Source organism: Rheinheimera sp. A13L, from assembly GCF_000217935.1.
Lineage (GTDB): Bacteria > Pseudomonadota > Gammaproteobacteria > Enterobacterales > Alteromonadaceae > Pararheinheimera.
This window is the reverse complement of sequence record NZ_AFHI01000002.1, coordinates 30,541-54,558: the sequence shown is the minus strand read 5'-3', so window position 1 is coordinate 54,558 and position 24,018 is coordinate 30,541. Positions and strand designations below refer to the sequence as shown.

The 24,018-nt window shown below is 48.5% G+C and carries 14 protein-coding genes; 7 read left to right on the top strand and 7 right to left on the bottom strand.

Annotated features, from left to right (window positions below):
• Nucleotides 1-13: 13 nt before the first annotated feature.
• The 4 genes from mrcB to RHEIN_RS01690 all read right to left on the bottom strand — a co-directional run bounded on the left by mrcB (nt 14) and on the right by RHEIN_RS01690 (nt 7,007).
• A complete protein-coding gene (mrcB, locus tag RHEIN_RS01705) occupies nt 14-2,275 on the bottom strand; it encodes a penicillin-binding protein 1B (protein ID WP_008897243.1) in 2,262 nt (753 codons plus the stop codon).
• Nucleotides 2,272-4,710: an ATP-dependent helicase HrpB gene (gene hrpB, locus RHEIN_RS01700; RefSeq protein WP_008897242.1), complete on the bottom strand. Its 2,439-nt coding sequence runs from the start codon at nt 4,708-4,710 to the stop codon at nt 2,272-2,274. The genes mrcB and hrpB overlap by 4 nt, the downstream gene beginning before the upstream one ends.
• Nucleotides 4,711-4,830: 120 nt before the next feature.
• Nucleotides 4,831-6,120 (bottom strand): aminopeptidase PepB, encoded by a 1,290-nt coding sequence (pepB, locus tag RHEIN_RS01695; RefSeq protein ID WP_008897241.1) that lies wholly within the window; start codon nt 6,118-6,120, stop codon nt 4,831-4,833.
• A gap of 77 nt (nt 6,121-6,197) precedes the next feature.
• Nucleotides 6,198-7,007, bottom strand: coding sequence for a sulfite exporter TauE/SafE family protein (locus tag RHEIN_RS01690; protein WP_008897240.1), 810 nt, complete (start codon nt 7,005-7,007; stop codon nt 6,198-6,200).
• A 300-nt stretch (nt 7,008-7,307) separates the two neighbouring features.
• Between RHEIN_RS01690 and dksA the strand changes: the two genes are divergently transcribed.
• From dksA to RHEIN_RS01655, 7 genes are all read left to right on the top strand, one after another.
• The gene (dksA, locus tag RHEIN_RS01685; RefSeq protein WP_008897238.1) at nt 7,308-7,757 is read left to right on the top strand and encodes an RNA polymerase-binding protein DksA; all 450 of its coding nucleotides are present in this window, start codon (nt 7,308-7,310) and stop codon (nt 7,755-7,757) included.
• Nucleotides 7,757-8,653 (top strand): tRNA glutamyl-Q(34) synthetase GluQRS, encoded by an 897-nt coding sequence (gluQRS, locus tag RHEIN_RS01680; RefSeq protein WP_008897237.1) that lies wholly within the window; start codon nt 7,757-7,759, stop codon nt 8,651-8,653. Before dksA ends, gluQRS begins: the two co-directional genes overlap by 1 nt.
• Before the next feature lie 97 nt (nt 8,654-8,750).
• Nucleotides 8,751-10,193 carry a polynucleotide adenylyltransferase PcnB gene (gene pcnB / locus RHEIN_RS01675; protein WP_008897236.1) on the top strand — a complete coding sequence of 481 codons (1,443 nt, stop codon included), beginning with the start codon at nt 8,751-8,753 and terminating at the stop codon, nt 10,191-10,193.
• On the top strand, nt 10,186-10,671 hold the full coding sequence (folK, locus tag RHEIN_RS01670) for a 2-amino-4-hydroxy-6-hydroxymethyldihydropteridine diphosphokinase (RefSeq protein ID WP_008897235.1): 486 nt from the start codon (nt 10,186-10,188) through the stop codon (nt 10,669-10,671). The genes pcnB and folK overlap by 8 nt, the downstream gene beginning before the upstream one ends.
• Before the next feature lie 72 nt (nt 10,672-10,743).
• Nucleotides 10,744-11,535 (top strand): 3-methyl-2-oxobutanoate hydroxymethyltransferase, encoded by a 792-nt coding sequence (gene panB / locus RHEIN_RS01665; protein ID WP_008897234.1) that lies wholly within the window; start codon nt 10,744-10,746, stop codon nt 11,533-11,535.
• Between the two features lie 13 nt (nt 11,536-11,548).
• Nucleotides 11,549-12,391, top strand: a complete 843-nt coding sequence (gene panC / locus RHEIN_RS01660) for a pantoate--beta-alanine ligase (RefSeq protein WP_008897233.1) — start codon at nt 11,549-11,551, stop codon at nt 12,389-12,391.
• A gap of 135 nt (nt 12,392-12,526) precedes the next feature.
• Nucleotides 12,527-21,247 (top strand): GH36-type glycosyl hydrolase domain-containing protein, encoded by an 8,721-nt coding sequence (locus RHEIN_RS01655; protein ID WP_008897232.1) that lies wholly within the window; start codon nt 12,527-12,529, stop codon nt 21,245-21,247.
• Nucleotides 21,248-21,251: 4 nt separating this feature from the next.
• Here the strand turns inward: RHEIN_RS01655 and RHEIN_RS01650 are convergent, their stop codons facing one another.
• From RHEIN_RS01650 to panP, 3 genes are all read right to left on the bottom strand, one after another.
• Nucleotides 21,252-21,659 carry a GFA family protein gene (locus RHEIN_RS01650; protein WP_008897231.1) on the bottom strand — a complete coding sequence of 136 codons (408 nt, stop codon included), beginning with the start codon at nt 21,657-21,659 and terminating at the stop codon, nt 21,252-21,254.
• A gap of 22 nt (nt 21,660-21,681) precedes the next feature.
• Complete coding sequence (locus RHEIN_RS01645) at nt 21,682-21,879, bottom strand: PspC domain-containing protein (RefSeq protein WP_008897230.1); 198 nt, start codon at nt 21,877-21,879, stop codon at nt 21,682-21,684.
• Nucleotides 21,880-22,132: 253 nt separating this feature from the next.
• On the bottom strand, nt 22,133-23,773 hold the full coding sequence (gene panP, locus RHEIN_RS01640) for a pyridoxal-dependent aspartate 1-decarboxylase PanP (RefSeq protein WP_008897229.1): 1,641 nt from the start codon (nt 23,771-23,773) through the stop codon (nt 22,133-22,135).
• Between the last annotated feature and the right edge of the window lie 245 nt (nt 23,774-24,018).

Genomic DNA, 24,018 nt, shown 5'->3' with positions numbered 1-24,018 from the left:
CAATAATTCCCGTTTATTCGCAATCCGTCACTAGTGTCACACTGACAACTTTGGGCAACAACAAAGTTCCGTCACAATGATCGGCCACAGCCCGGCCTGTACTGACGGAAAAACGTCCTAAAGTCACATCTGGTGGTACAGCTCTGAACAAAGAGTTCGGAGGCACCATTTTGAAGTACTGGCTGAATAAGGTTAAAGCCCCGGATCCTCCGGTTAAACCTATAGATTTATTATCGTCCCGTCCTAACCAGATAGTGACAGAGCTTTCATGTTCAAAACCTGTGAACCAGCTGTCTTTATGATCGCTGGATGTCCCGGTTTTACCTGCAAAACGTATAGTGCCAAACTGATTTGCCAAAGTTTTTGCCGTACCGCTGCGGGTACTTTGCTGCATCGCATATTGCAACAGGTAGTCCGCTTCTTCTGTAACTCTTTGTTGCACAATGTTTCTGCGCTGATAAAGCATAGTACCGTCTGTTTTGGTAATTGACTCTATGCTGGCTAATTTTATGTAACGGCCTTTGTTGGCAATAACCTGATACAGCTGCGCTACTTCGGCCGGAGTCAGCTCTACAGCCCCTAAAAAGGCTGAAGGTTGCAGTTTTAATTCACGCTCAAGTCCCAAACGCCGAAAACCATCCTTTAATGCAGGTAAACCCAACTTTAAACCTAAACGTACGGTCGGCACATTAAGTGAATCAGATAACGCCTGCAGCAAAGTAACCTGACCGCGAAACTTTTTATCAAAATTCTGTGGACTCCAGCCCTTCGGATTACCTTTCAGATGAATAGGGCTGTCATCGAGCATAGTGGCCAGACTAAACTGATTGGGTTTCGCCAGCGCCTGCAAATACAATACGGGTTTTACTATACTGCCAATCTGACGACGGGCATCTAAAGCTCTGTTATAACCGGCAAAATGCACAGCTTTGCCACCCACTATGGCTTTGTATGAACCAGCCTGATAATCCGTTACCACCATAGCAGCTTCCAGTTTGCTATCCAGCTCAGACAATCGTTGTTTCACTGTGTGTTCTGCCGCCAGTTGAGCCTGCGGATCCATATAAGTAAAAATCTTCATACCGCTTTCAATGGTGGCCTGATCTGTCACTAAATCTTTCAGTTCACGTTTAACCGCATCCAGATAAGAAGGTGAACGGCCTTTCAAATGATGGCCCATAGGGATCACGGCCAAAGGTTTACTGGCAGCACGCTTATACTCAGCTTCTGATAACAACTTTTCGTTATGCAGCATTTTCAGTACCAGATCACGCCTGCTTTTCGCTCTGACACCAAAACGACGTGGATCGTAATAAGAAGGGCCTTTTACTATAGCTACCAACAGCGCATACTCTTCCGGCAATAGCTCATTCAGCGGCTTGCCGAAATAAAACTTACTGCCCAAAGCAAAACCATGCACAGCGTTGTTATGGAACTGACCGATAAATATTTCGTTCAGATAAGCTTCAAGAATTTGATCTTTGCTGTAGCGGTAATCAAGGATCAGCGCAATCAGTGCTTCATTTGCCTTACGGATAAGCGTTTGCTCTGACGTCAGATACATATTTTTTGCCAGTTGCTGGGTTAAAGTAGACCCCCCCTGCACTGTTCTTCCTGCCTGCAGATTGGCCCAGAAGGCACGCATTACAGACCAGATTGACACCCCATGATGTTGATAAAAGTCACGGTCTTCTATGGTCAGTAAAGCGTCTTTTATATGCTCAGGCAAGTCAGCCAAAACCACCATTTCTCTGTCTTCCCGCTCAGAGGACACCAGATGTTGCACCAGTTGAGGCTCAATCCGGGCTTTTTGCACCGACTTTTTCAACTGATGATCATAAATGTTATGCACCCTTTGACCGGCAAAAGACACTGTAAAAGCTTCTTCCTGATCATAACCATCGGCAAACTGAAAAGCGCGGCGAAACACCACCACTTTGTCGCCATTCTGACTGTATTGCCCAGGGCCTTTGATCACATCAACAGCTCTGTATTGCAACAAATCCAGTTCACTGACTAATTGCTTTTGCGTCAGGCTTTTACCTGGTATTAACTCCAGACTACGGGCATAAACCTGAGCAGGAAACTGCCATTTATGGCCGGAAAACAAGGTGGTAATTTTGCTGTCCAGATAAATCAGATAAATAAATAAAGTGAGCAGCAACACCAGGCCTAATTTCAGTGCAAGCCACAGCATTTGCCGGGCAAACTGGGAGCCTTTGGTATTTTTAGTAACTGGTTTTTTTCTTGGGGTACGGCTTTGTTTTTGAGTCATTTTTGCATAGCTTTTTTAGTTTTATTGGTCGGCATGGCGTCTGCAGGATTGTCTGGCCAATAGTGTTTTGGATAACGACCTTTCATTTCCTTTTTCACTTCGGCATAACTATTAGCCCAGAAACTGGCTAAATCCTGTGTCACCTGTAAAGGGCGACGCGCAGGCGACAATAAATGAATTTTCATGGCTAAACGCCCGTTTGCCACTGCAGGAGTATCGAGCTGCCCAAACATTTCCTGAATTCGGATCGACAAAATGGCTTCTCCCTCGTCGCTGTAGTGAACAGGGATCATAGATCCTACAGCTGAACGCCAACTGTCTGGCATACAGCTATTTAGCAACTGCTGCTCTTTGTACGTTAAACGTTGCCACAATAAAGCGTAAAGGTCTAACTTATTCAAATCATTCAGTTTTGTAAACTTTCCTAAAGCAGGCGCTAACCAGACTTCAGCGTCAGCCCACAAAGTGTTTTCATCCACTTTCGGCAACTGATGTTCAGGCATAAGCTGCTGCATTAATTGCAGGCGGTAACGCAATTGCAGGGCTTGTTCAGTCCAGGGTAAAGCCTGCAAACCTTGTTGTTTTAACCAGTCCAGCCAGGCCTGTTGTTGTTCTGTTTCTGTCAGTTTGCTATGCAGTGCTTTACGTTCCAGTACACAACTGCCGAGCATTAAACGTTGTTCTGCGATAAAACGCCCCTGCTGAGCATCAAAACCCAGATACTGCTGTTGTTGTAAATCAGCCTGCCACTCCTGCATCAGCTCAGCCAGACTCCAGCGCGCCGCCAGGCTAATTTGAGTACTATGACCAAAATACAAATCACAGATCACCAGCACTTCAGCACCAGACAAAGAACTGTCCGGAAATAACGAAGCTCCGGCACTGTTGGTCAGCAGGTACCCCTTGCCTCGCAACAAGGCTATTCTGTCAGGGAAAGCACGGCTTAATAACACAGCTGTTAAATGTACAGGTAAATAAGCGCTGACTTTGATCTGGTTTTGCTGGGCTAATTGCTTTGCCTGTTGTAACAAAGCGCCGTACAAAGGTTGCTGCAGCAACAGGTCAATGTCCTGCTCACGGCTACGATTTGGATTTTCCAGCAGAACAGCCAACACCACGGCCAACCAGCCAGCCCCTTGTTCACCTTGCTGTTCCAGTTGTTTGCCATGCAGCACTAAAGCCGCCAGTCTGGGTTCAGTACCAGTGGCTAACAACTGTCTGCCAAAGTCGGTGATTTGGCCTTTGTTCGTGATGGCTTTGAGTTGCAATAACACCCAGGCCGCTGATTTCAGATTGGCTTGGGGCGGCGGATCCAACCAAAAGAGTTGCTCTGCTGAACAGCCCCAGGCCGAGATTTCCAATAGCAACGAGGTTAAATCTGATTGCAGTATAGAAGCTGGGGTAAAAGCAATACGGCGTTGCCATAATTCAGCGCTGTCGAGACGATAACAAATACCGGCCGATAAACGCCCGGCCCGGCCCGCTCTTTGAATAGCGGCGGCCTGACTGATAGCGACAGTGTCGAGCCTGGTTAAACCATGTTTTGGATGATACACAGCCTGACGACACAAACCTGAATCCACCACCACCTGAATACCTTCAATAGTCAGACTGGTTTCAGCAATATTTGTCGTCAGTACCAGTTTACGCCGCCCGACCGGACTTGGCGCTATGGCTTGCTGCTGCTCAGCCAAAGTGAGAGCACCGGATAAGGCATAAATATCTAAATGGCTGTCTGTGTTTTGTTCCAATAACCAATCTCTGGCCTGATTAATATCACGCTGGCCCGGCAAGAAGGTCAGAATACTGCCCTGATGTTTGATACTTGCTTGCAGACTTAATCTGGCACTTTGTAACCAGATGGGTTGTGAGGTCGGCGGCTGATATAGAATTTCCACCGGATAACTGCGACCTTCACTACAGAGCACTGGCGCATCTAAAGCCACAGCGAGTTTTTGTTGGTCTAAAGTGGCGGACATAATCAGCAGTTGCAGCTCAGCATTCAGTTGCTGTACTTCCAGCGCCAAAGCCAAAGCTAAATCGGCTTGCAAAGAACGTTCATGAAATTCGTCAAAAATAATCAGGTCTATGCCTGTAAGTTCTGGATCCTGCTGAATTTTCCGGATCAACACACCTTCAGTGACTATCAACAGTCTGGTATTTTTGCTGTAACTTTTTTCATGGCGGATTTGATAGCCGACCTGCTGACCTACAGCTTCATTAAGCTGACTGGCCAAATAGCTGGCAATACTTTTAGCCGCCAGCCGTCTGGGTTCCAGCAGCAGAATAGTTTTCCCGGTAAAATCGGCATGTTTTAATAAAAACAGCGGCAGATAGGTAGACTTACCTGCACCGGGCGGCGCAGATAAAATCACTTTATTGTGCTGCTTCAGGCTTTGGATCAGCGCCGGGCAAATCTCTGCAACAGGTAACAAATCAGATCTCTTAAAAAAACAAAAAAGCAGCCTTATACTAGCTGCTTTTTAGGTTGAACCGAAGTCAGAAACAAGCATTTTGCAGCCAACTGCTGGCTTAACCAGCAATTGACGAAAAAATCATTCCTGGCTTAGCGTTTGCGCCACTAAACGGATGCCCATACCTGTTGCGCCCGCGGCCCAGAAGCCATTGGCTGAGTTATGAAAAGCAGCGGCTAAATCTAAATGCACCCAGCCTTTGCCATCGTCAGGCACAAAACGGCTTAAAAAACCTGCCGCATTACTGGCTCCACCTGTACCACCGCCTTTCACCGGACGGCTGTTGGCGGTATCAGCATAAGGGGAAGGACATTGGCCCTGATGCCATTTCTCCAGCGGCAACTGCCATGCCCCTTCCTGCACCTGTTCAGCGTAACCTAAAACCCGATTTGCCAGGGCTTTATCCAAAGCAAAGACTGCATTGTATTCAGAACCTAAAGCACTCATTGCTGCGCCAGTTAAGGTAGCAGCATCAATAATGAGTTCAGGTGCCGCTTCTGCTGCTTTTTGTAAACCATCAGCCAACACTAAACGGCCTTCCGCATCCGTATTAACAATTTCTACAGTAACGCCGTTTTTATAGGTCAAAATATCGCCTAATTTAAAAGCACCACCAGAGATCAGGTTCTCGGCACAGCATAAAATCAGCTGCACTCTTTTGTTTAAACCTTGCAATATCGCCAAAGCTAAAGCTGCTGTGACAGTGGCTGCGCCGCCCATATCACATTTCATGGTGACCATGCCTTCGCTGGCTTTAATCGAATAACCACCCGAATCAAAAGTAATACCTTTTCCCACTAAAGCGGCAAACACAGCAGCATCAGCTTTGTCTGTTGGATTGTAATCAAGCACTAACATGGCAGGAGCGCGTTCACTGCCACGGCCCACCGCATGAATACCTACCCAGCCCTGTTCTAACAAGGCTGAACCTGCAATAATTTCGCTGGACACAGTACCAGCAGGCGCAATTGAGCTGATAAAAGCCACGGCCTGCTCTGCCAAAGCCACAGGGGCTAAATCTTCAGGAGTCTGATTGATAATGGCTTTAGCCCAGCTAAAGGTCTGGTGCAATTGCTGCAACTGTTGTTGTTCAGCTTCAGTACCTGTCCAGCCGATAGCGCCCAGCTTTTTCGCGTTACAAAAACCCTGATACAAAGCCCACTGGCTGTCGACAGTCCAGCCGTCACCTGCAAGTTGAAATTGTTGAATACCTAAAGCATCCAGTTGACGACCAGCTTTTTGCACAGCGCGTAAATCAGCGGCTTTGACATGCAGCTGATAGCCCGTTGTATCTGGTGTCAGCAGCACATTTTTGCCCCATTTGGCCTCTGCTGCAGCAGTACTTAAACGAATTTGGATCAGATCAGACATAGTTTTATTCTCTTCATTTCTGGATATAAAGTCCCGATAACCTATGGCCCGAGTGTATCACAGGCCTTTACAGCCCTTTACGAAGTTAAGACGCTGTGCAACATTTTAGCGCTTAATATGATAAGCAAGGCGGCAAATACTTTCTTTAAAGTGGCCACTGGTAAGCGGTGCGCCAGTGAAGCGCCAAGGGGCGCAGTAAAATAACTGACAGAAGCAATCAGCAGCATAGCAGGCAAATAGACATAACCCAGACTGTAGTCTGGTAACTCAGTGCCTGCTGAAGCACCAGCGAGGAAATAGCCCAAAGTACCGCTGATGGCTATAGGCAAACCTACGGCGGCAGAAGTGCCAATGGCCTGCTGAATTTTGACATTACACCAGGTTAAAAAAGGCACTGTTAAAGAACCGCCCCCTATAGCTACTAAAGCCGATACGGCACCAATAATAAGACCCGTAAGGCTAAACCCAACCAGTCCGGGCAACTGTCGGCTGGCTTTGGGTTTGACATTCAGCAGCATCTGCAGTGCGACATAACTCATAAAACAACAAAAGAAGATGGCCAGCGCCAACGAAGATAAAGCAGCAGCCAGATAAGCAGCAGCTATGGTGCCTGTTAAAATAGCCGGAGTTAACTTCCAGACCACAGGCCATAACACAGCACCATGCTTCTGATGACTACGCATACTGGAAAATGAGGTGACAATAATGGCAGCCATCGAAGTGGCCAGTGCCATATGCACAGACAATTCAGCCGGAAATTGTTGCGCTAAAAATAAAGCCGTCAGAACTGGCACCATGATGCCGCCACCACCCACCCCTAATAATCCGGCAAAAAAACCTGTTGCCGCCCCCAGCAGCAAATAAGCAATAACCCATTCAATGGCCATATCAGCACCTGTACCTAAGAAAAAGAGCCTTACTTTAGCAAACTAAAGCAATAAATATCTTCTGTTTTGAACAAGTTAACAGATGGAGCAAAGAACAATGCTTCCCAAGCTGGCTTTGCGCGGTTTAGAGTGTTTCTTTTTTAAACCAGCCAAATTTGTAGACAACAGGAAAAAAGGTGACGCAGGCAGTTCTGCTCTGTATACTTCGGCGGCTTTTTTAATAGTGATTGCAGCTGTCATATTTTTCTGCTATCACTAGCCGCCAACTTTTTGCTTGGCACTGTTTTACAGGAGATGATCATGCCAGAAGGCAAAACCGTAAAAACCTTGGGACTGTTAGCCCTTGCTGGCGTAGAGCCATATCAGGCCGCGCAAGGCGAAGAATACATGAACCCAAAACAGCTGGACCATTTCCGCCGCATTCTGGACGCATGGCGTCAACAGTTACGTGAAGAAGTGGATCGCACTAAAAACCATATGGCCGATGAAGCAGCAAACTTCCCGGATCCAGTGGATCGTGCTGCTCAGGAAGAAGAGTTCAGTCTGGAATTACGCGCTCGTGATCGCGAACGTAAGTTACTGAAAAAGATTGAAAAAACTCTGCAGAAAATCGAAGACGAAGACTTTGGTTACTGCGACACCTGCGGTATCGAAATAGGTATCAAACGTTTAGAAGCCCGTCCTACTGCCGATATGTGTATCGACTGTAAGACACTGGCTGAAATCAAGGAAAAACAACTGGGCGGTTAATGATGCCTGTTGTACCTCCTGCTTACAGGGGCCGGTTTGCGCCATCGCCATCCGGCCCTTTGCATTTTGGATCCCTCATTGCTGCTGTGGGCAGCTATCTGCAAGCCAAATCCCAACAAGGCCAATGGCTGGTGCGGATGGAAGATATAGATACACCCCGTATGCAAGCTGGTGCAGCCGACAGTATTTTACGTACTTTAGAGCGTTATCAGTTGTTATGGGATGGCGAGGTCTGGGTGCAAAGCCAGAGATTAGACCGCTACCAGCAGGTACTGGAACAATTTAAACAGCAACAACTCACCTACGCCTGCAACTGCAACAGATCCCGCATTCAAAGTCTGGGGCAAGGTTATGATGGGTTTTGCCGTGATAAAAACCTGACTGAAGGCACGCTTGCATGGCGTTTAAAAGCGCCTGCCACAGCAACAAGTTTTACCGACCAGCGTGCTGGTGAAATACAAATTCCAGCCACTCTTGCCGCAGAAGATTATATTTTAAAACGCCGTGATGGCTTATTTGCCTATCAACTGGTGGTGGTGGTGGATGACATGGATCAGGGCATCACTGAAGTGGTGCGTGGTGCAGATTTAATTGACCTGACCACCAGACAACAAGCGCTTTTTCAACTTCTTGGTGCAGCCACGCCTGCTTATATGCATTTACCTTTGGCCGTGGTTGAACCTGGCTTTAAACTCAGTAAGCAAAACCATGCACCGACAGTTGAATTCTGGCCTGTCAGCGAGACTTTAGCTGCCGTTTTACGTTTTCTTGGCCATCCACCGCCTAAGGAACTGCAAGGCGCCGACGCCCGTGAATTGCTGGCCTGGGCTTGTTCTCACTGGCAAATTAGCCAAGTCCCCAGCCAAACTGAACAAAAATCAACAGATTTCCTGTAAAAAGCCAGAGATTTTCCAGAAAGCATAAGGCCGCACATTCTATTTTTCCGGCTGCTGCGGTATCATTAGCCGCTTTTTTCATCGAGTTCATTTATAGATGCTCACAAGGAGTACTGCCATTATTTCGCGAGTCCTGGATTTTTGCCGCCGCACCCTTGGCAGCAAAAGCGTTGAGAGCGTTGCTCAACCCAAAAAAAGCCGTCAGTCCATTCTGCCAGAGCTGAAAAAAATCTCCCGTGATGCTCATTCTGTGTCGCGCAAAGACATCAGCCCTAATGCATTAAAGGTGTTATACCGCTTAAAAGATGCGGGTTATGAAGCCTATCTGGTAGGAGGTTGCATCCGTGATATTCTGCTTGGTTTAAAACCAAAAGATTTTGACGTAGTCACCAATGCTCACCCTGAACAAGTGCGTCAGGTGTTTAAAAATTGCCGCCTGATTGGCCGCCGTTTCCGTTTAGCTCATGTAGTGTTTGGCCGTGAAGTCATTGAAGTTGCGACCTTTCGTGGTCACCACACGGGCGATGATGAAACCAGCCCTAAAGCCAGCCAAAGTGATGCAGGCCAGATTTTACGTGACAACGTGTATGGCACTATTGAAGAAGACGCAGAGCGCCGCGATTTTAGCATCAATGCCTTGTACTATTCCGTAGCTGACTTTGCCATTTACGACTTTGCCAATGGCATCGAAGCCATAGCGCAGCGAAAAATTGAGCTGATTGGCGATCCTGAAACCCGTTACCGTGAAGATCCGGTGCGGATGCTGCGTGCTGTGCGTTTTGCCACCAAGCTGAATATGGAGATAGCGCCAGGCAGCAAAGAGCCTATTAAAGAACTGGCAGTGCTTTTGAAAAACATTCCGGCCGCCCGTTTATTTGAAGAATTCCTGAAGTTATTTATGGCAGGAAAAGCCTTTGATAACTTTTTGATGCTGAACGATTTAGGCATTCTGAAACAGCTGTTGCCACAACTGGCCAAAGTATTAAAGCAGGACAGTAGCGGCAAAGTGTTTAACCTGATCACCAAAGCCATGCAGGATACGGATCAACGTATTGCCATTGATAAACCTGTGACTCCGGCTTTCACCTTTGCCGCTTTGTTATGGTATCCGGTAGAACAACGTGCAGAACAATTGCTGGTTGAAAGTGGCTTAAACGAAGTCGATGCGCTGAACATTGCGATGATGGAAGTGCTGGATGAAGTGCAGCGCTCTATCGCTATTCCAAAACGTTTTAGCCTGACCATTAAAGACATCTGGTTCCTGCAAAGCCGTTTAAGCAAACGCGCTGGCCGTCGTGCCTTTAAATTGCTTGAGCAAGTGAAATTCCGTGGTGCTTACGACTTCTTGCAACTTCGGGCTCAAGCTGAAGGCGGCGATTTGCTGGAATTAGCCAACTGGTGGCAACGTTTCCAACAGGATGACGAAGCAGGCCGTGAAATTTTAGTGCAAAACCTCGGCAAAGAAGGCATTGAACGTCGGCCACGTCGTCGTCGCCCGCCTACTAAACGCCGCCCACCTGGCCCCGCAGCCAATGGCTGATACCCTTGTTTACATTGGGCTGGGTGCTAATTTAAACCAGCCTGTGCAACAGTTAGAACGCGCTGTTTTGGCCTTGCAGAACATCAAAGAGACTGAACTGGTACAGGTCTCTGGTTTTTATGGATCCAAACCTATGGGGCCACAGGATCAGCCGGATTACGTTAATGCCGTGGCTTTGCTGAGCACCCGCTTATCTGCCGACGACTTACTGACCCGGTTACAACAGATTGAACTGGAACAAGGCCGGCAGCGCAAAGATGAACGCTGGGGCCCCCGCACTCTGGATTTGGATATTCTGTTGTTTGGTGATGACAGCATTCAGACCGAACGTTTAACAGTGCCGCATTACGGCATGAAGGTGCGTGAGTTTGTGCTTTATCCGCTGGCAGAACTAAACTTAAGCCTGGTGTTACCTGATGGCACTTTGCTTACAGAATTACTGGCCACAGTGCCGCGCAATGGCCTGAGTCGTCTCTGATAACTTGCACAACTTTTGGTTTTATGCCAAGGTGCGCCCCGAATTATTCCCTTGTGGTCGGATGAGAGAAAAATGGCAAAAATTACCACTGCTCAATTGCTGAAGTTGAAACAAAAAGGCGAAAAAATTACCGCCTTAACGGCCTATGATGCCAGTTTCGCTAAATTGTTTGCCGATGCCGGTGTTGAAGTGATTCTGATTGGTGACTCTTTGGGTATGGTGTTACAGGGTCATAGCGACACTCTTCCTGTTACCACAGCTGAAATTGCTTACCACACCCGTTGCGTCCGCGCTGGTGCGCCTTTGGCTTTTGTCATTGCCGATATGCCTTTTATGAGTTACGCCACAGTGGAACAAGCGATGCAAAACGCCACACCGCTGATGCAGGCTGGCGCCAATATGGTCAAACTCGAAGGCGGTGATTTCTTATTACCCACCATCAAGGCACTGACTGAACGTGGTATTCCGGTTTGTGGCCATTTAGGCTTAACTCCGCAGTCTGTGCATGTATTTGGTGGTTTTAAAGTGCAAGGCCGCGATGAACAGGCCGCAGATTTAATGGTGCAGCAGGCCATTGCTTTGCAGGAAGCCGGTGCTCAGCTTTTGGTGGTTGAATGTATTCCGTCAGCTTTAGCTGAACGTATTTCCAAAGCACTGGTTATTCCGGTGATTGGTATAGGTGCAGGCAAAGAAACGGATGGCCAGATTTTAGTGATGCATGACTTATTAGGCATCAGCTCTGGCTATATTCCAAAATTCTCAAAAAACTTCCTGCAGGAAACCGGTGAAATTAAACAAGCCATCGGCAAATACATTCAGGACGTGAAACAAGGCCAGTTCCCTGGTCCGGAACATAGTTTCTAAAGGTCAGTTTCTTATGTTAATGATTCAGGATACAGCTCAGTTGCGTGCTTTGATACGTCAATGGCGTCAGGCCGGCGAACGTATTGCTTTTGTGCCTACCATGGGCAACTTGCATCAGGGCCATTTACAGTTAGTGGATACGGCGAAGCAACATGCCGACAGAGTCATTGTCAGTATTTTTGTCAATCCGATGCAGTTTGGTGCCAATGAAGATTTAGACAAGTACCCCCGTACTTTAGAGCAGGATTGTCAGGGTTTAACTGAACATGGCGCTGATGCAGTATTCACTCCAACACCACAACTAATTTACCCTCGTGGCCTGGATGTACAAACTTTTGTCGAAGTGCCGCTGTTAGGTGATTATCACTGCGGCGCCAGCCGTGCCGGGCATTTTCGTGGTGTGTCGACCATAGTCACCAAGCTGTTTAATCTGGTGCAGCCTGATATCGCTTGTTTTGGTCAAAAGGATTATCAGCAACTGGCTATTATCCGCCAGATGGTGACTGACCTTTCCATGCCTGTTGAAATCATTGGGGTGCCAACAATCAGAGCTGAAGATGGTTTGGCTTTAAGTTCACGAAACGGCTATTTAACGGCTGAACAACGCGCCACAGCACCTGCTTTGTACCGCACTTTACAGTGGATGAAACAGCAGTTAAATCAAGGTTTCAGCGATTTACGCGCTTTGGAGCAACAAGCAAAAGAGCAACTTGCTGCCGCAGGTTTTAAAGCAGATTACATCAATATCTCTAACCGCCAGACCTTAGTACCAGCTGCAGATACCACTGCTGCTGTGGTCATACTGGCTGCTGCTGCTTTGGGCAATACCCGCCTGATTGATAATATCGAAGTCTGATTCTCAGAAAAACGATCTGTGGGCCAGAGCTAAGGCTCTGGCTTCTTATAGCTCCCAGTCTGTACGACACCGAACTGAGAAAAAACCTCTGCTGTTTTAGCCTGTTAGCCTTCTCCTCAAGCAGGCTCCAGCCCAATGAATTCATTTCTCCATACAGCCTCTGGTTATGCCCAACTCTTTTGGCCGGAAAAAAATGCTTTAATCTGGCAGGATACAAACCCGGTTCGTGCTGAATTGTTTAGTGTTGAACGACTGGAGCAACACGCCATCAGCCTGGCGACAGAACAGCGGGTTCTTAATAAAAAACAAAGTGCCTCAGGCTGGCGTGACTGGCAAAGCCCTTTGCATACCCGGCTGGACAGCAATGCAACAGTGCTGCTGGCCGCCTACCGAGCCAGCGCTGCAGAACTTGCCGCTGGTCATACTATAGTTCCGGCCGCTGAATGGTTACTGGACAACTACCATGTGGTGGATCAGCAGATCCGGGAGATTTATGATGATCTTCCTGTAGGTTTTTACCGGCAGTTACCCAAACTACAACAAGGCCCTTTTGTGGGCTATCCCAGAGTTTTTGCTATAGCCTGGGCTTTTATTGCCCACACCGACAGTCACTTTGACCCCGTTATTTTGCAACGCTTTTTAAATGCGTACCAGCAAGTGGATGTACTGACTATTGGCGAATTATGGGCTGTCGCTATTACCTTACGCATAGTACTGATTGAAAACTTACGCCGCTTAACAGACCAAATCAGTTTGGGTTTAACAGACAGAGCCGCTGCAGACGAACTTGCCGATCAGTTGCTGCAGCCCGATACCAGTCAACAGGCCCTGCACTCTTATATCAGTGGCATGTCTGGCACTACATTAAGCCATACTTTTGCTGCTCAGCTGGCTAAACGTTTACGGGGACAAGACCCTCACAGTACCCCAGCTTTACATTGGCTGGAACAACGGCTATTGCACCAACGCAGCAGTATTGAATTGGTGGTGTTTTATGCACAGCAACGGCTGGGCGCTTCCAATGTCAGCGTGCGTAACGTCATGACCAGTATGAGACGTATATCCGCAATAGACTGGTCTGAATTATTTGAGCAAGTCAGTCTGGTGGACAGGTATTTATGCCAACATAGCACCAGCACTCTTTGTCAGAACTCATCGGCACCCAGTGCATATGCCTCCATGGATTTTGCCAGCCGGAATTTATACCGCAGTGCTATAGAGCAATTAGCTCGTGGCGCAGACTTGTCCGAATTTGATGTGGCCAGAGCCGCTGTAGAAACGGCTTTATCCGCAGAAGCCGGGGATGATCCGGTACAACAAGCACGCGAAGCCGATCCTGGTTATTACCTGATTGGCTCTGGCCGCCTGAAGTTTGAACATCGAATTGGTTTTCAGCCAGCTCCAGGCTTAAAACTGCACAGAGCTTTGGCCACTATAGGTCTGGCCGGCTATTTATCCACATTGGCTGTGCTTACTCTGGTTTTCTTCGCTGTAGCCACACTGCTGCTTTCTGAGTACGCTGATTACACTCTGTGGTGGTTAATGCTGATTCCGCTGGCGTTATTACCAGCCAGTGAACTCGCCAGCACCCTGCTGCAGTGTTTTATAACCCGCTCAAAAATCCCCAGCTTGTTACCTGCTTTGGATTTAACGGCTGGAGTGCCTGCCGAATTGCGCACTTTAGTGGTTGTGCCTTGCATGCTAAGCAATGAAACAGATGTACAAGAATTAGTGTCACGTCTGGAAGTCCATTACCTCTCTTCTGGCGGCGGGGATTTAAGCTTTGTGTTATTAACAGACGGCCTGGATGCAGCAGAGCAGGAACTGGCAACAGATCAACCATTGCTGCTGCTTGCCAGTCAGCTGATAGCGCAGTTAAATCAAAGCTACCCACCAGGCCCTGCAGGTCCAGCGTTTTTATTGTTGCATCGCCGTCGTTTATGGAACAAACAAGAACAGCTATGGATGGGCTGGGAGCGTAAAAGAGGCAAGTTGGTGGAGCTTAATCTATTGCTGCGTGGTGCAACCAACACCAGCTTTATGGATGGCTCTGCCGAATTACCGCTGTTATCAAACCAGGTTCCGACCGGGGTCCGTTATGTCATTACCCTGGATGCCGACACCCAGTTACCCAGAGATGCCGCAGTGCGAATGGTGGCTAAGCTGGCTCATCCGTTAAACCGGGCTCAGTTTTGTCCGGAACAACAGCGGGTGATCAGCGGCTATGGCCTGTTGCAGCCGAGGGTGACACCAGCTCTGGCTTGTGGTCAACAAGGTTCGGCCTACCAACAGTTGTACTCAGGCCCGGCAGGTCTCGACCCTTATGCAGCTGCAGTGTCCGACTTGTATCAGGATCTGTTTGCTGAAGGCTCTTTCACAGGCAAAGGTATTTATGATGTGGATGCCTTTAGCGCCGCTATGGCAGGCCGTGTGGCTGACAATACCATGCTCAGCCACGACTTATTTGAAGGCATCTACGCCCGTGCTGCATTAGCTTCTGATATTGAGGTGGTTGAAGACTTTCCGGCCCGTTACGATGTTGCCGCTAAACGCCAACACCGCTGGACTCGCGGTGACTGGCAGCTGCTGCCCTGGATACTAGGTTGCCCGTCGAAGCAGCAGAGCCCATCATCAACACCACAGCAATTGCCGCGGCTCGGACGCTGGAAGATGCTGGATAATTTACGCCGCTCCTTAGTGCAACCAGCCTGTTTTATTTTATTGTTGTTATCTGCCTTGTTGCCATTTCCAGCCGCCCTTTGCGCCTTGCTATTGATTGTTTCTGCGTTGATGCTGCCCGCTTTATTGCCTTGCAGCCTGAATCTGTTACCACACCGTAAAGGTATTCAATGGCCAAACCATCTGAACAACCTGCTGACAGATTTCAAACTGGCCTTGAGCACAGGCCTGCTGAGTCTGGTATTTTTGGCGGACCATAGCTGGCGTATGCTGCACGCTATTGGTATCACCTTGTATCGTTTACTGCTGAGTAAAAAACATCTGCTGCAATGGACCACAGCGGCACAAAACCAACGCGACTCCAGTTTAACTTTACCCCGATATTATGGGCTGATGAGCCCGGCTATACTGCTGGCCTGTAGTGGCCTGGGTTTGACACTCTGGCTAAACCCGGCCAACTGGCCTTTATTTTTACCTTTACTGCTGATCTGGTGTGCAGCTCCTGCTGTGGCCTTGGCGTTAAGTAAACCTTTTCGCATCCAACCCGCCTTACAGCTATCCGCACTTCAGGAAACTGAACTGCGTCTGATCGCCAGACGCACCTGGCGTTACTTCGAGCGTTTTGTCACGGCAGAAGATCATATGCTGCCACCGGACAATTTCCAGCAACAGCCGCAACCTGCAATAGCACACCGCACCTCGCCGACTAACATCGGCATGTATCTGTTGTCTGTCGCTGCAGCACGGGATTTTGGCTGGCTTACCACAGGGCAGGCAATACAAAGACTGGAAGCGACTTTTAGTACGATGAAACAACTGCGTACCTGCCATGGCCACCTGTTTAACTGGTACGACACCCGTGATTTACGCCCGCTTGAACCTGTTTATGTGTCCTCAGTGGACAGCGGTAATCTGGCGGGTCACCTGATTGCTTTGGCCAATGCCTGCGATGAATGGCAACACCAGCTTTATAGCCTTCAGGCCAGAACAGGCTTATGCGATAACTTAGCTTTAGCTCAGTTAAGCCTGCACCAGGCCCCTGATGCCATGCTGCAAAGCCAAAGTGGTTTGCAGCTACAAAGCATTCTGAGTCAGTTGGACACCTTGCTGCAACAGTCGGATTGCCTGCACCACCAACCAGATCCACTGACAGAACTCTGCCAGCAAGCCTTGCTGATTGCCAGTGCACGACAAAGCGCACCCTTTCAGCGCGACACAGATCAGCACGTATCAGCTCAGCACAGTCTGGTCTTTTATTTACAGGCATTACAACAGACTCTGGCAGAACAGCTGGCACAGCTGCATTTGCCTGCCGGGGATCAACAACAGCAAATACTGCAGCTACAGAAGCTGGCAACAGAGTCGCGCCAATTTGCCATGGCGATGAATTTCGCCTTTTTTATCGATCCGGAACGCAATTTATTATCCATAGGTTATGCGGTGGAAGAAAACCGGATGGATACCAGTTGTTACGATCTGCTGGCCTCTGAAGCCAGGCTCGCCAGTTTATTTGCCATAGCCAAAGGAGATGCTGACAGTAAACACTGGTTCCGTTTAGGCCGCAGCGCTACCCCTTTGGGTTACGGCTCAGCTTTATTATCCTGGTCAGGTTCTATGTTTGAATACCTGATGCCTTCCCTGGTGATGAGAGCTGCAACCGGCAGTCTACTGGAACAAAGCAACAGACTTATTGTTGAACGGCAAATCAGTTATGGCCGCCAGCTGGGTATTCCCTGGGGTATTTCCGAGTCGGCTTACAATGCCAGAGATCTGGAGTTTACCTATCAGTATTCCAACTTTGGTGTGCCAGGTCTGGGTTTAAAACGTGGTTTGGCGGAAAACAAAGTGATAGCGCCCTACGCAACGGCACTGGCCACTATGGTCGACCCTGTGGCCGCCTTCGCCAATTTCGAGTTGTTAAAACAGTCAGGCGCTTTAGCAGATTATGGTTTTTTTGAGGCCATAGACTATACCCCTTCCCGTTTACCAGATGACACTTCTTTCGCTTTGGTGCAAAGTTTTATGGCGCACCATCAGGGCATGACCATAGTGGCCATAGCCAATACCTTGCAACAGGGTTTGATGCGTGACCGCTTCCACCGAGAACCTATGGTCCAGGCTTGTGAGTTGTTGTTGCAGGAGCGACTGCCACGTTATGTCGCCATAGCCCACCCTAAAGCAGAAGAAGTCAGTATTGCCGCCAACTCTGCTGCGGCACAACAACTGACAGAACGCAGAATGCATGCAGAAGCTTCAGGCCCTCCGTGCAGTCATTTGCTGTCGAGCAGCGGTTATGCCGTGATGTTAACGGCAGCTGGAGCTGGTTACAGCCGCTGGGGCAATATAGCCATCACCCGCTGGCGCGAAGACAGCAGCAGGGATCCCTGGGGAGCTTTTGTGTTGCTGCGGGATAAACAGAGCGAGCAGATTTGGTCCAGTACCCTGACCCCACAACTGCCGGCACTCGCCAGTTCCGATCACTCCACTTTCAGTCAGAACACAGCTCCTGTGGCTATCTTCAGCGAAGATCACGCCGAGTTCAGTCGCCAGTATCATGATCTGACCTGCACTGTCGAAGTGGTCCTGTCGACCGAACACCTTGGCGAAGTCAGAAGGGTTTCGCTGATCAATCACAGCTCCTTTAGCCGGGATATTGAATTAACCTCCTACGCAGAAGTGGTGTTGGCGACGGTCAATACAGACAACGCTCACCCAGCTTTTGCTAAATTATTTGTTCAGACCGAATTTGTGCCTGAATTTGCTGCTTTAGTTGCCACCCGCCGTTTACGTTCAGCCGATGAAACTGCTGTGTATGCCGCCCATTTTGCTGTGGTCGAAGGTGAAATTTGCGCGCCCTTACAATACGAAACCAACAGAGCCTTATTTTTTGGTCAGGGCCATCAGATGGTGAACGCAGCGGCTATGCAAAACAAGGCGCTGACCAACAGCAGCGGCACTGTACTGGATGCAATTTTTTCTTTGCGCCAGTCGGTGCGTATTGCTCCCGGTCAGGTCTGCCGGGTGGCATTCTGGACCTTAGTGGCTTCATCGCGGCAGGAATTACTGGATCTGGTGGATCAGCATAATGAACGCAGTGCCTATGACAGAGCCTGTACTTTGGCCTGGACTCAGGCTCAGGTGCAATTGCGCCATCTGGCCATCAGCGTCGCTGAAGCTGCTGATTTTCAGCGCCTGACAGGCCCGCTTTTATACAATGATAGTCGCTTCAGAGCCACGACTGCCGCTATCACACGAGGTGCAGCAGCTCAGTCCGGTTTATGGCAACACGCCATTTCCGGCGATTTGCCGATAGTCTTGCTGCATATTGACGATATCGAAGATTTGTCTGTGGTGCAGCAACTGCTGCGTGCCCACGAATACTGGCGCATGAAACAGCTGGCTGTGGATTTGGTCATTATCAATGAAAGAGCGGCTTCTTATGTGCAGGAACTACAAACAGCCATTGAAACCCAGGTACGCAGCAGCCAGAGCAAACCCAATCTGGGCTTACGTTTGGCCGGAGGCAGTGTGTTTTGCCTGCGCGCAGATTTAATGACGGTGGAATCCCGGGCTTTATTGGCCGCTGTGGCTCGTGTAGTACTTTATGCAAACCGCGGTAGTCTGGCCACTCAATTAAGCCGGATCCCCGCAGCTACAGCTGAACCTCTGAGGATCAATACCACTAAAGCAGCCCGACTGCCTGAACAGGAGCATAAGGCAGAGCCTGATCTACAGTTTTTTAACGGCTTAGGTGGCTTTAGTAAGGATGGCCGTGAGTACCATACTCATATGCAGCAACATCAACGCCCTCCTATGCCCTGGATCAATGTGATTGCCAATCCGGCTTTTGGTTTTCAGGTGTCCACTTTAGGCAGTGGTTATAGCTGGTCGGAAAACAGCAGGGAAAACCAACTGACGCCATGGTCAAACGACCCTGTGACAGACCCTTGTGGTGAAGCTTTTTATGTACAGGATCAGGGCAGTTCTGAACTGTTAAGCCCCACAGCTCAGCCAATCAATGACGGTGGTTTGTATACGGCCTGCCATGGTTTTGGTTACAGTAAGTTTGGCCATCAGGCCTCTGGTATAGACATGCAATTACTGCAGTATGTACCAGTGGCTGATCCTGTGAAAATATCGCGTTTAACCCTGACCAATCACTCAGCTCAAACACGAAATTTAACAGTCACAGCTTATACCGAATGGGTCCTGGGCAGAGACCGCAGCGCCAGCAGTGCCTTTTTGCAAAGCTCTTTGCACCAGGACAGTCAGGCTATGTTGCTGTCCAATCCATGGAATACGGCTTTTGTTGGTCGTATCGCTTTTGCCGCCTTAAGCCGTCACAACAGCACTCCGGGTTCTGCCGATCTGCTATCGGGCTGGACAGCGGATCGCACCGAATTTCTTGGCAGAAATGGATCCCCGGCTAGTCCTTTGGCTTTAAGCTGCGCACAGCCTTTGTCCAAACGCAGTGGTGCAGCTTTAGACCCTTGTACCGCCTTGCAACTTGAAGTCAGTCTGGAACCGGGAGAACGTTGTGAACTGGTGTTTTTACTTGGGCAAACGGCTGACAGCCAAAGTGCTACAGCTCTGGTACGACAATATCAGCAGCTGGATTTACACAACGTATTACAGCAAGTGTGGGATTTCTGGCAGCAAAAGCTGAACGCTGTACAGGTGAAAACACCGGATCCGGCCATGAACATTATGCTCAACGGCTGGTTGCTGTATCAAACCATAGTCTGCCGGCTCTATGCCAGAGCAGCCTTTTATCAGGCCAGCGGCGCTTATGGTTTTCGCGATCAATTGCAAGACAGCATGGCGCTGAGTTTTGCCGATCCGGCTTTTGCCCGTCAGCATTTGTTAAAAGCCGCCGGGCGACAGTTTATTGAAGGTGATGTACAGCATTGGTGGTTACCCCATTCAGGCGCTGGTGTACGTAGCCGGATTTGTGACGATAAAGTCTGGTTAGTGTTCGCCTGTGCCAGCTATATACAAAGCTCTGGCGACCGGGCTGTGCTGACAGAACAACTGCCCTTTCTGCAAGGCCCGGCACTGACGGCCGATCAGCACGATGCTTTTTATCAGCCTATGCCGTCGGATCATAGCGCGTCTTTGTTTGAGCATTGTGCCCGCGGGCTGGATCTTTGTATTGCTCAGACAGGGGAGCTTGGTTTGCCCTTGATGGGCTCTGGTGACTGGAATGATGGCATGGATTTAGTGGGTGCCGAAGGCAAAGGCCAGAGTGTCTGGCTGGGCTGGTTAGTACTTGCCAGCATTAAACTGTTTTTGCCTTTTGTGCCCAAGGATGAGCAGGACAGAGCCAGCCGCTGGCAGCAATATGCCAAACGATTAACTCAAGCGCTGGAGCAACATGCATGGGACGGCGAATGGTATAAAAGAGCAACTTTTGATCAGGGCAGCTGGCTTGGCAGCAAAGCATCACCTGAATGTAAAATTGATTCTATTGCCCAGTCATGGGCTGTGCTGTCTGAAGCAGCACGGCCCGACAGAGCCAAAGTTGCAATGGCTTCCGTCGATCAGCATTTAATCAACACAGAACAAGGTTTGGCCTTGTTGTTCAGCCCGCCTTTTGAACATATCGAACCCAACCCTGGTTATATCAAAGGCTATCCGGCAGGCTTACGCGAAAACGGCGGCCAATACAGTCATGCCGCCATGTGGGCTATTTTTGCCTTTGCTAAGCTGGATCAGGCGGAAAAAGCCACAGAGCTGTTTAACATGCTGAACCCCATTCAGCATGCGTCGACGCCAGACGCTGTAGCTCGTTATCAAACTGAACCTTATGTGGTTTCTGCTGATATTTATTCAGTTGAGCCTCATAACGGCCGCGGAGGCTGGAGTTGGTACACAGGAGCTGCAGCCTGGATGTACCGTTCTGGTCTTGAAGCTATTTTAGGCCTGAGCAGAAAAGGTCAATGGCTGCAGTTTGATCCTTGTATTCCAGCTGCGTGGCAGGGCTTTAGCATTAGCTTGTCTGTTGCCGATACAGTCTATCAACTGGAATTGCAGCAGCATCAGTCTGCAGCTTCAGTCACTTTAGATGGCAAGGATATAGCTGCTGATCCACAGTATTACAACGAGGGAGTGCTGCAATTACCACTGGATGCGAAACACCACCAGTTAGTCTGGAGTATAGCGGCACAACCGAAGTAAAGTTTTAGCTTCGGCCTGGTTCATGGCCGTCATAACGGGGCAAAGCTGCATCCAGATTGTCCCAGTTGGCTTTGGAGGACACAAAGTTATGACTAATAGGCCGCTCAGTAATAGCGGAATCCAGTATGCCTAAACGAATGCGGATCCGGTTCGGATCTGCAGCGTTTGAGCTATAGACAGGTGAGCCGCAGCGGGAACAAAAATGCCGTTGTCTGCCTTGCTTTAACGAAAACGCATTCAGTAGTTCTTTGCCATGCACCAGACTAAATTCAGAACTTAACACAAAACCATTGGTGGCATAGGCTGTGCCGCTGGATTTACGGCACAAGGAACAATGGCAATGAATAATGTCTGTAATAGCACCACGAATTTCAATTTTTACTTCGCCACACAGGCATTGACCTGAATACATAATTTGCTTCACTGATATCAGTTCAGAGGCTTTCTTTTTTTGGCATCAACAACCATAAGATGATGTAAACAAACAAACCTGGAAACGCCGCTGATAATACAGACAGCAATACATAAACCAGCCGTACCCCGCCTTTGGACCAGCCAAAATATTCGGCTATACCACCACAAACTCCGGCAATCATCTTGTCATTGGATAAAGCTAAGGTTTTATCAGACATAGGTATTCCTTTTTGTTTCAGCACAAAATACTGCATCTAAAGTAGCGCCACTCAGGCACTGATGCAATGCCGCTGTTGTAAGCAACTATGTTTCTGGTGTGTTTGTTCAGAGGTGATGGCAAATAAAAGTGAGGCTGTGATGTGCAAATGCTGCCAGAGCAGCAAACCCCGGATAATCCATTGGATAAAACCGGGGTGAACGGCACTGGCGTCAAATAGGATGCTGATCCTACTCTGGCAGGGTCGCTCTGACTTAGCTGTCTTTGGCCAGTTGCAGTAGTTTCGGCAGAAAATCTTTGTCCAAAGCTGCCACTTGTTGCTGCTCTTCCAGTACATCCAATAAAATTTGATCTGTAGTCAGAGGGTTCGCCAATACCACCCGGAACACCACTGTGTCCTGACGCTGATAACGTTCAGGTTTAATACGGGTACGGGAGACAAAAGAGCGGCCTTCTTCACGCTGGGTTTTCTGAATAAACTTAGTTAAGCCATTAATCAGTTCATTAAACTTATGCAGTTTTTCCGGCGAAGCCAGCGCCATAGCACGTTGAACTTCTGCCGGCACATAACGATAAGTCAGCAAACAAAGTTCAGGTTCAGTGATCAGCTCAAATTCTGCATGGTCCTGAATTAAACCGGCAAAATAACGGGCTTTATCTAAACTACGGTTGATCAGAATTTCATAACCCTGACGGCCAATCACCTGCAAACAGGCATGCACTAACATGGCCATACCTGGGCGAGAACCTTCCAGTGTCTGACTGCCTAAATCTTTGGAGCCTTTACGCAAAATATATTCAGCATGGTGTTCAATCGCATGAGCAGAAGATGGATGTTTAAACACCACCATACCTGCGCCCATAGGCACATACATTTGTTTATGGGCATCTATAGTCACTGAATCAGCGCGCTCTATGCCACTCAGCAAATGACGGTATTTATCCGACAATAAAGTGGCGCCCCCCCAGGCGGCATCGACATGGAAATGGCAACCCAGTTCGGCGGCTAAATCGGCTAAGTCATTCAGTGGGTCTACATTGCCGGTTTCAGTAGTACCTGCCACACCAACAATGGCCATCACTTTGATATTTTTGTCATTCAGCTCACGGCTTACCCGGCGCATTTCGTCACTTTGCACTTTGTTATTGCCATCGGTTTTCACCGGAATTAAAAACTCACGGCCAATACCTAAAATATCTGCAGCTTTACCTAAAGAATAATGACCCCGTTCTGACACTAAAATGGCTAAACCCTCATAGCCATAGTACTTCATCGCACGGAACAAGCCTTCTTTGGCTACGCCTTTAAAGTCACCATCGGCTTTTAATAAACGGTTACGGGCAATCCAAAGCGCAGTGATATTGGCAATGGTTCCACCCGAACAAAAAGCACCTAACGAATGGTTGGCGCTGTGCATCCATTTTTTATAAAAGCTGTCGCCTTCGCCATAGACCAAATGATGCATCATGCCGATGACCTGACGCTCAAGCGGAGTAAAAGCTTTGGAGGTTTCGATTTTCACCAGATTCTGGTTTAACCCCACCATCATTTTTGACAGTGGTAAAACAAAATAGGGCAAAGCCGAGGTCATGTGACCTATAAAACTTGGAGCTGCTGTATGGACAGAATGCGCCACCAGCTTTTCCATCATTTGCTCGGCATAATCCGACACAAATTTAGGTTCAGAAGGGATTTGATGCGCCTGAAAATCACGCTCTATTTGCCACAGTGGCTTTTCGACTGCAACAATACTTTCGCGTAAAAACCCGGCCAGGTTCTGCGAAATATTCTGTTCGATGATACTTAAAGTGGAGTCCGGAGCCTCTGGCACAGTAAATATCCGCCACAAGGCTTCTTCAGAAGCTGTAGCCTGACGTTTGTTTAATTCTGTCATTCGTATCCTGTCTCACCGGGGTCGCGTTATAGGCTTCTTATTTTGTGTTTTCAGGCCGTAAAATCAGTAAGTCAAAAAGGAAGTCACTGTACTAAAAGCCCCTTTAAATGTCTTTAAAAAATTTCACCTGTCCATCATCTTGCAGTTATTTGCTGCAATAGGGCTGCAAATAGCTGCAAAGAACCGCATAAAGTCTGCGTTTTTACTGATTCTAGCCACCTGATTGCAGAAAATATCCGTAAAAG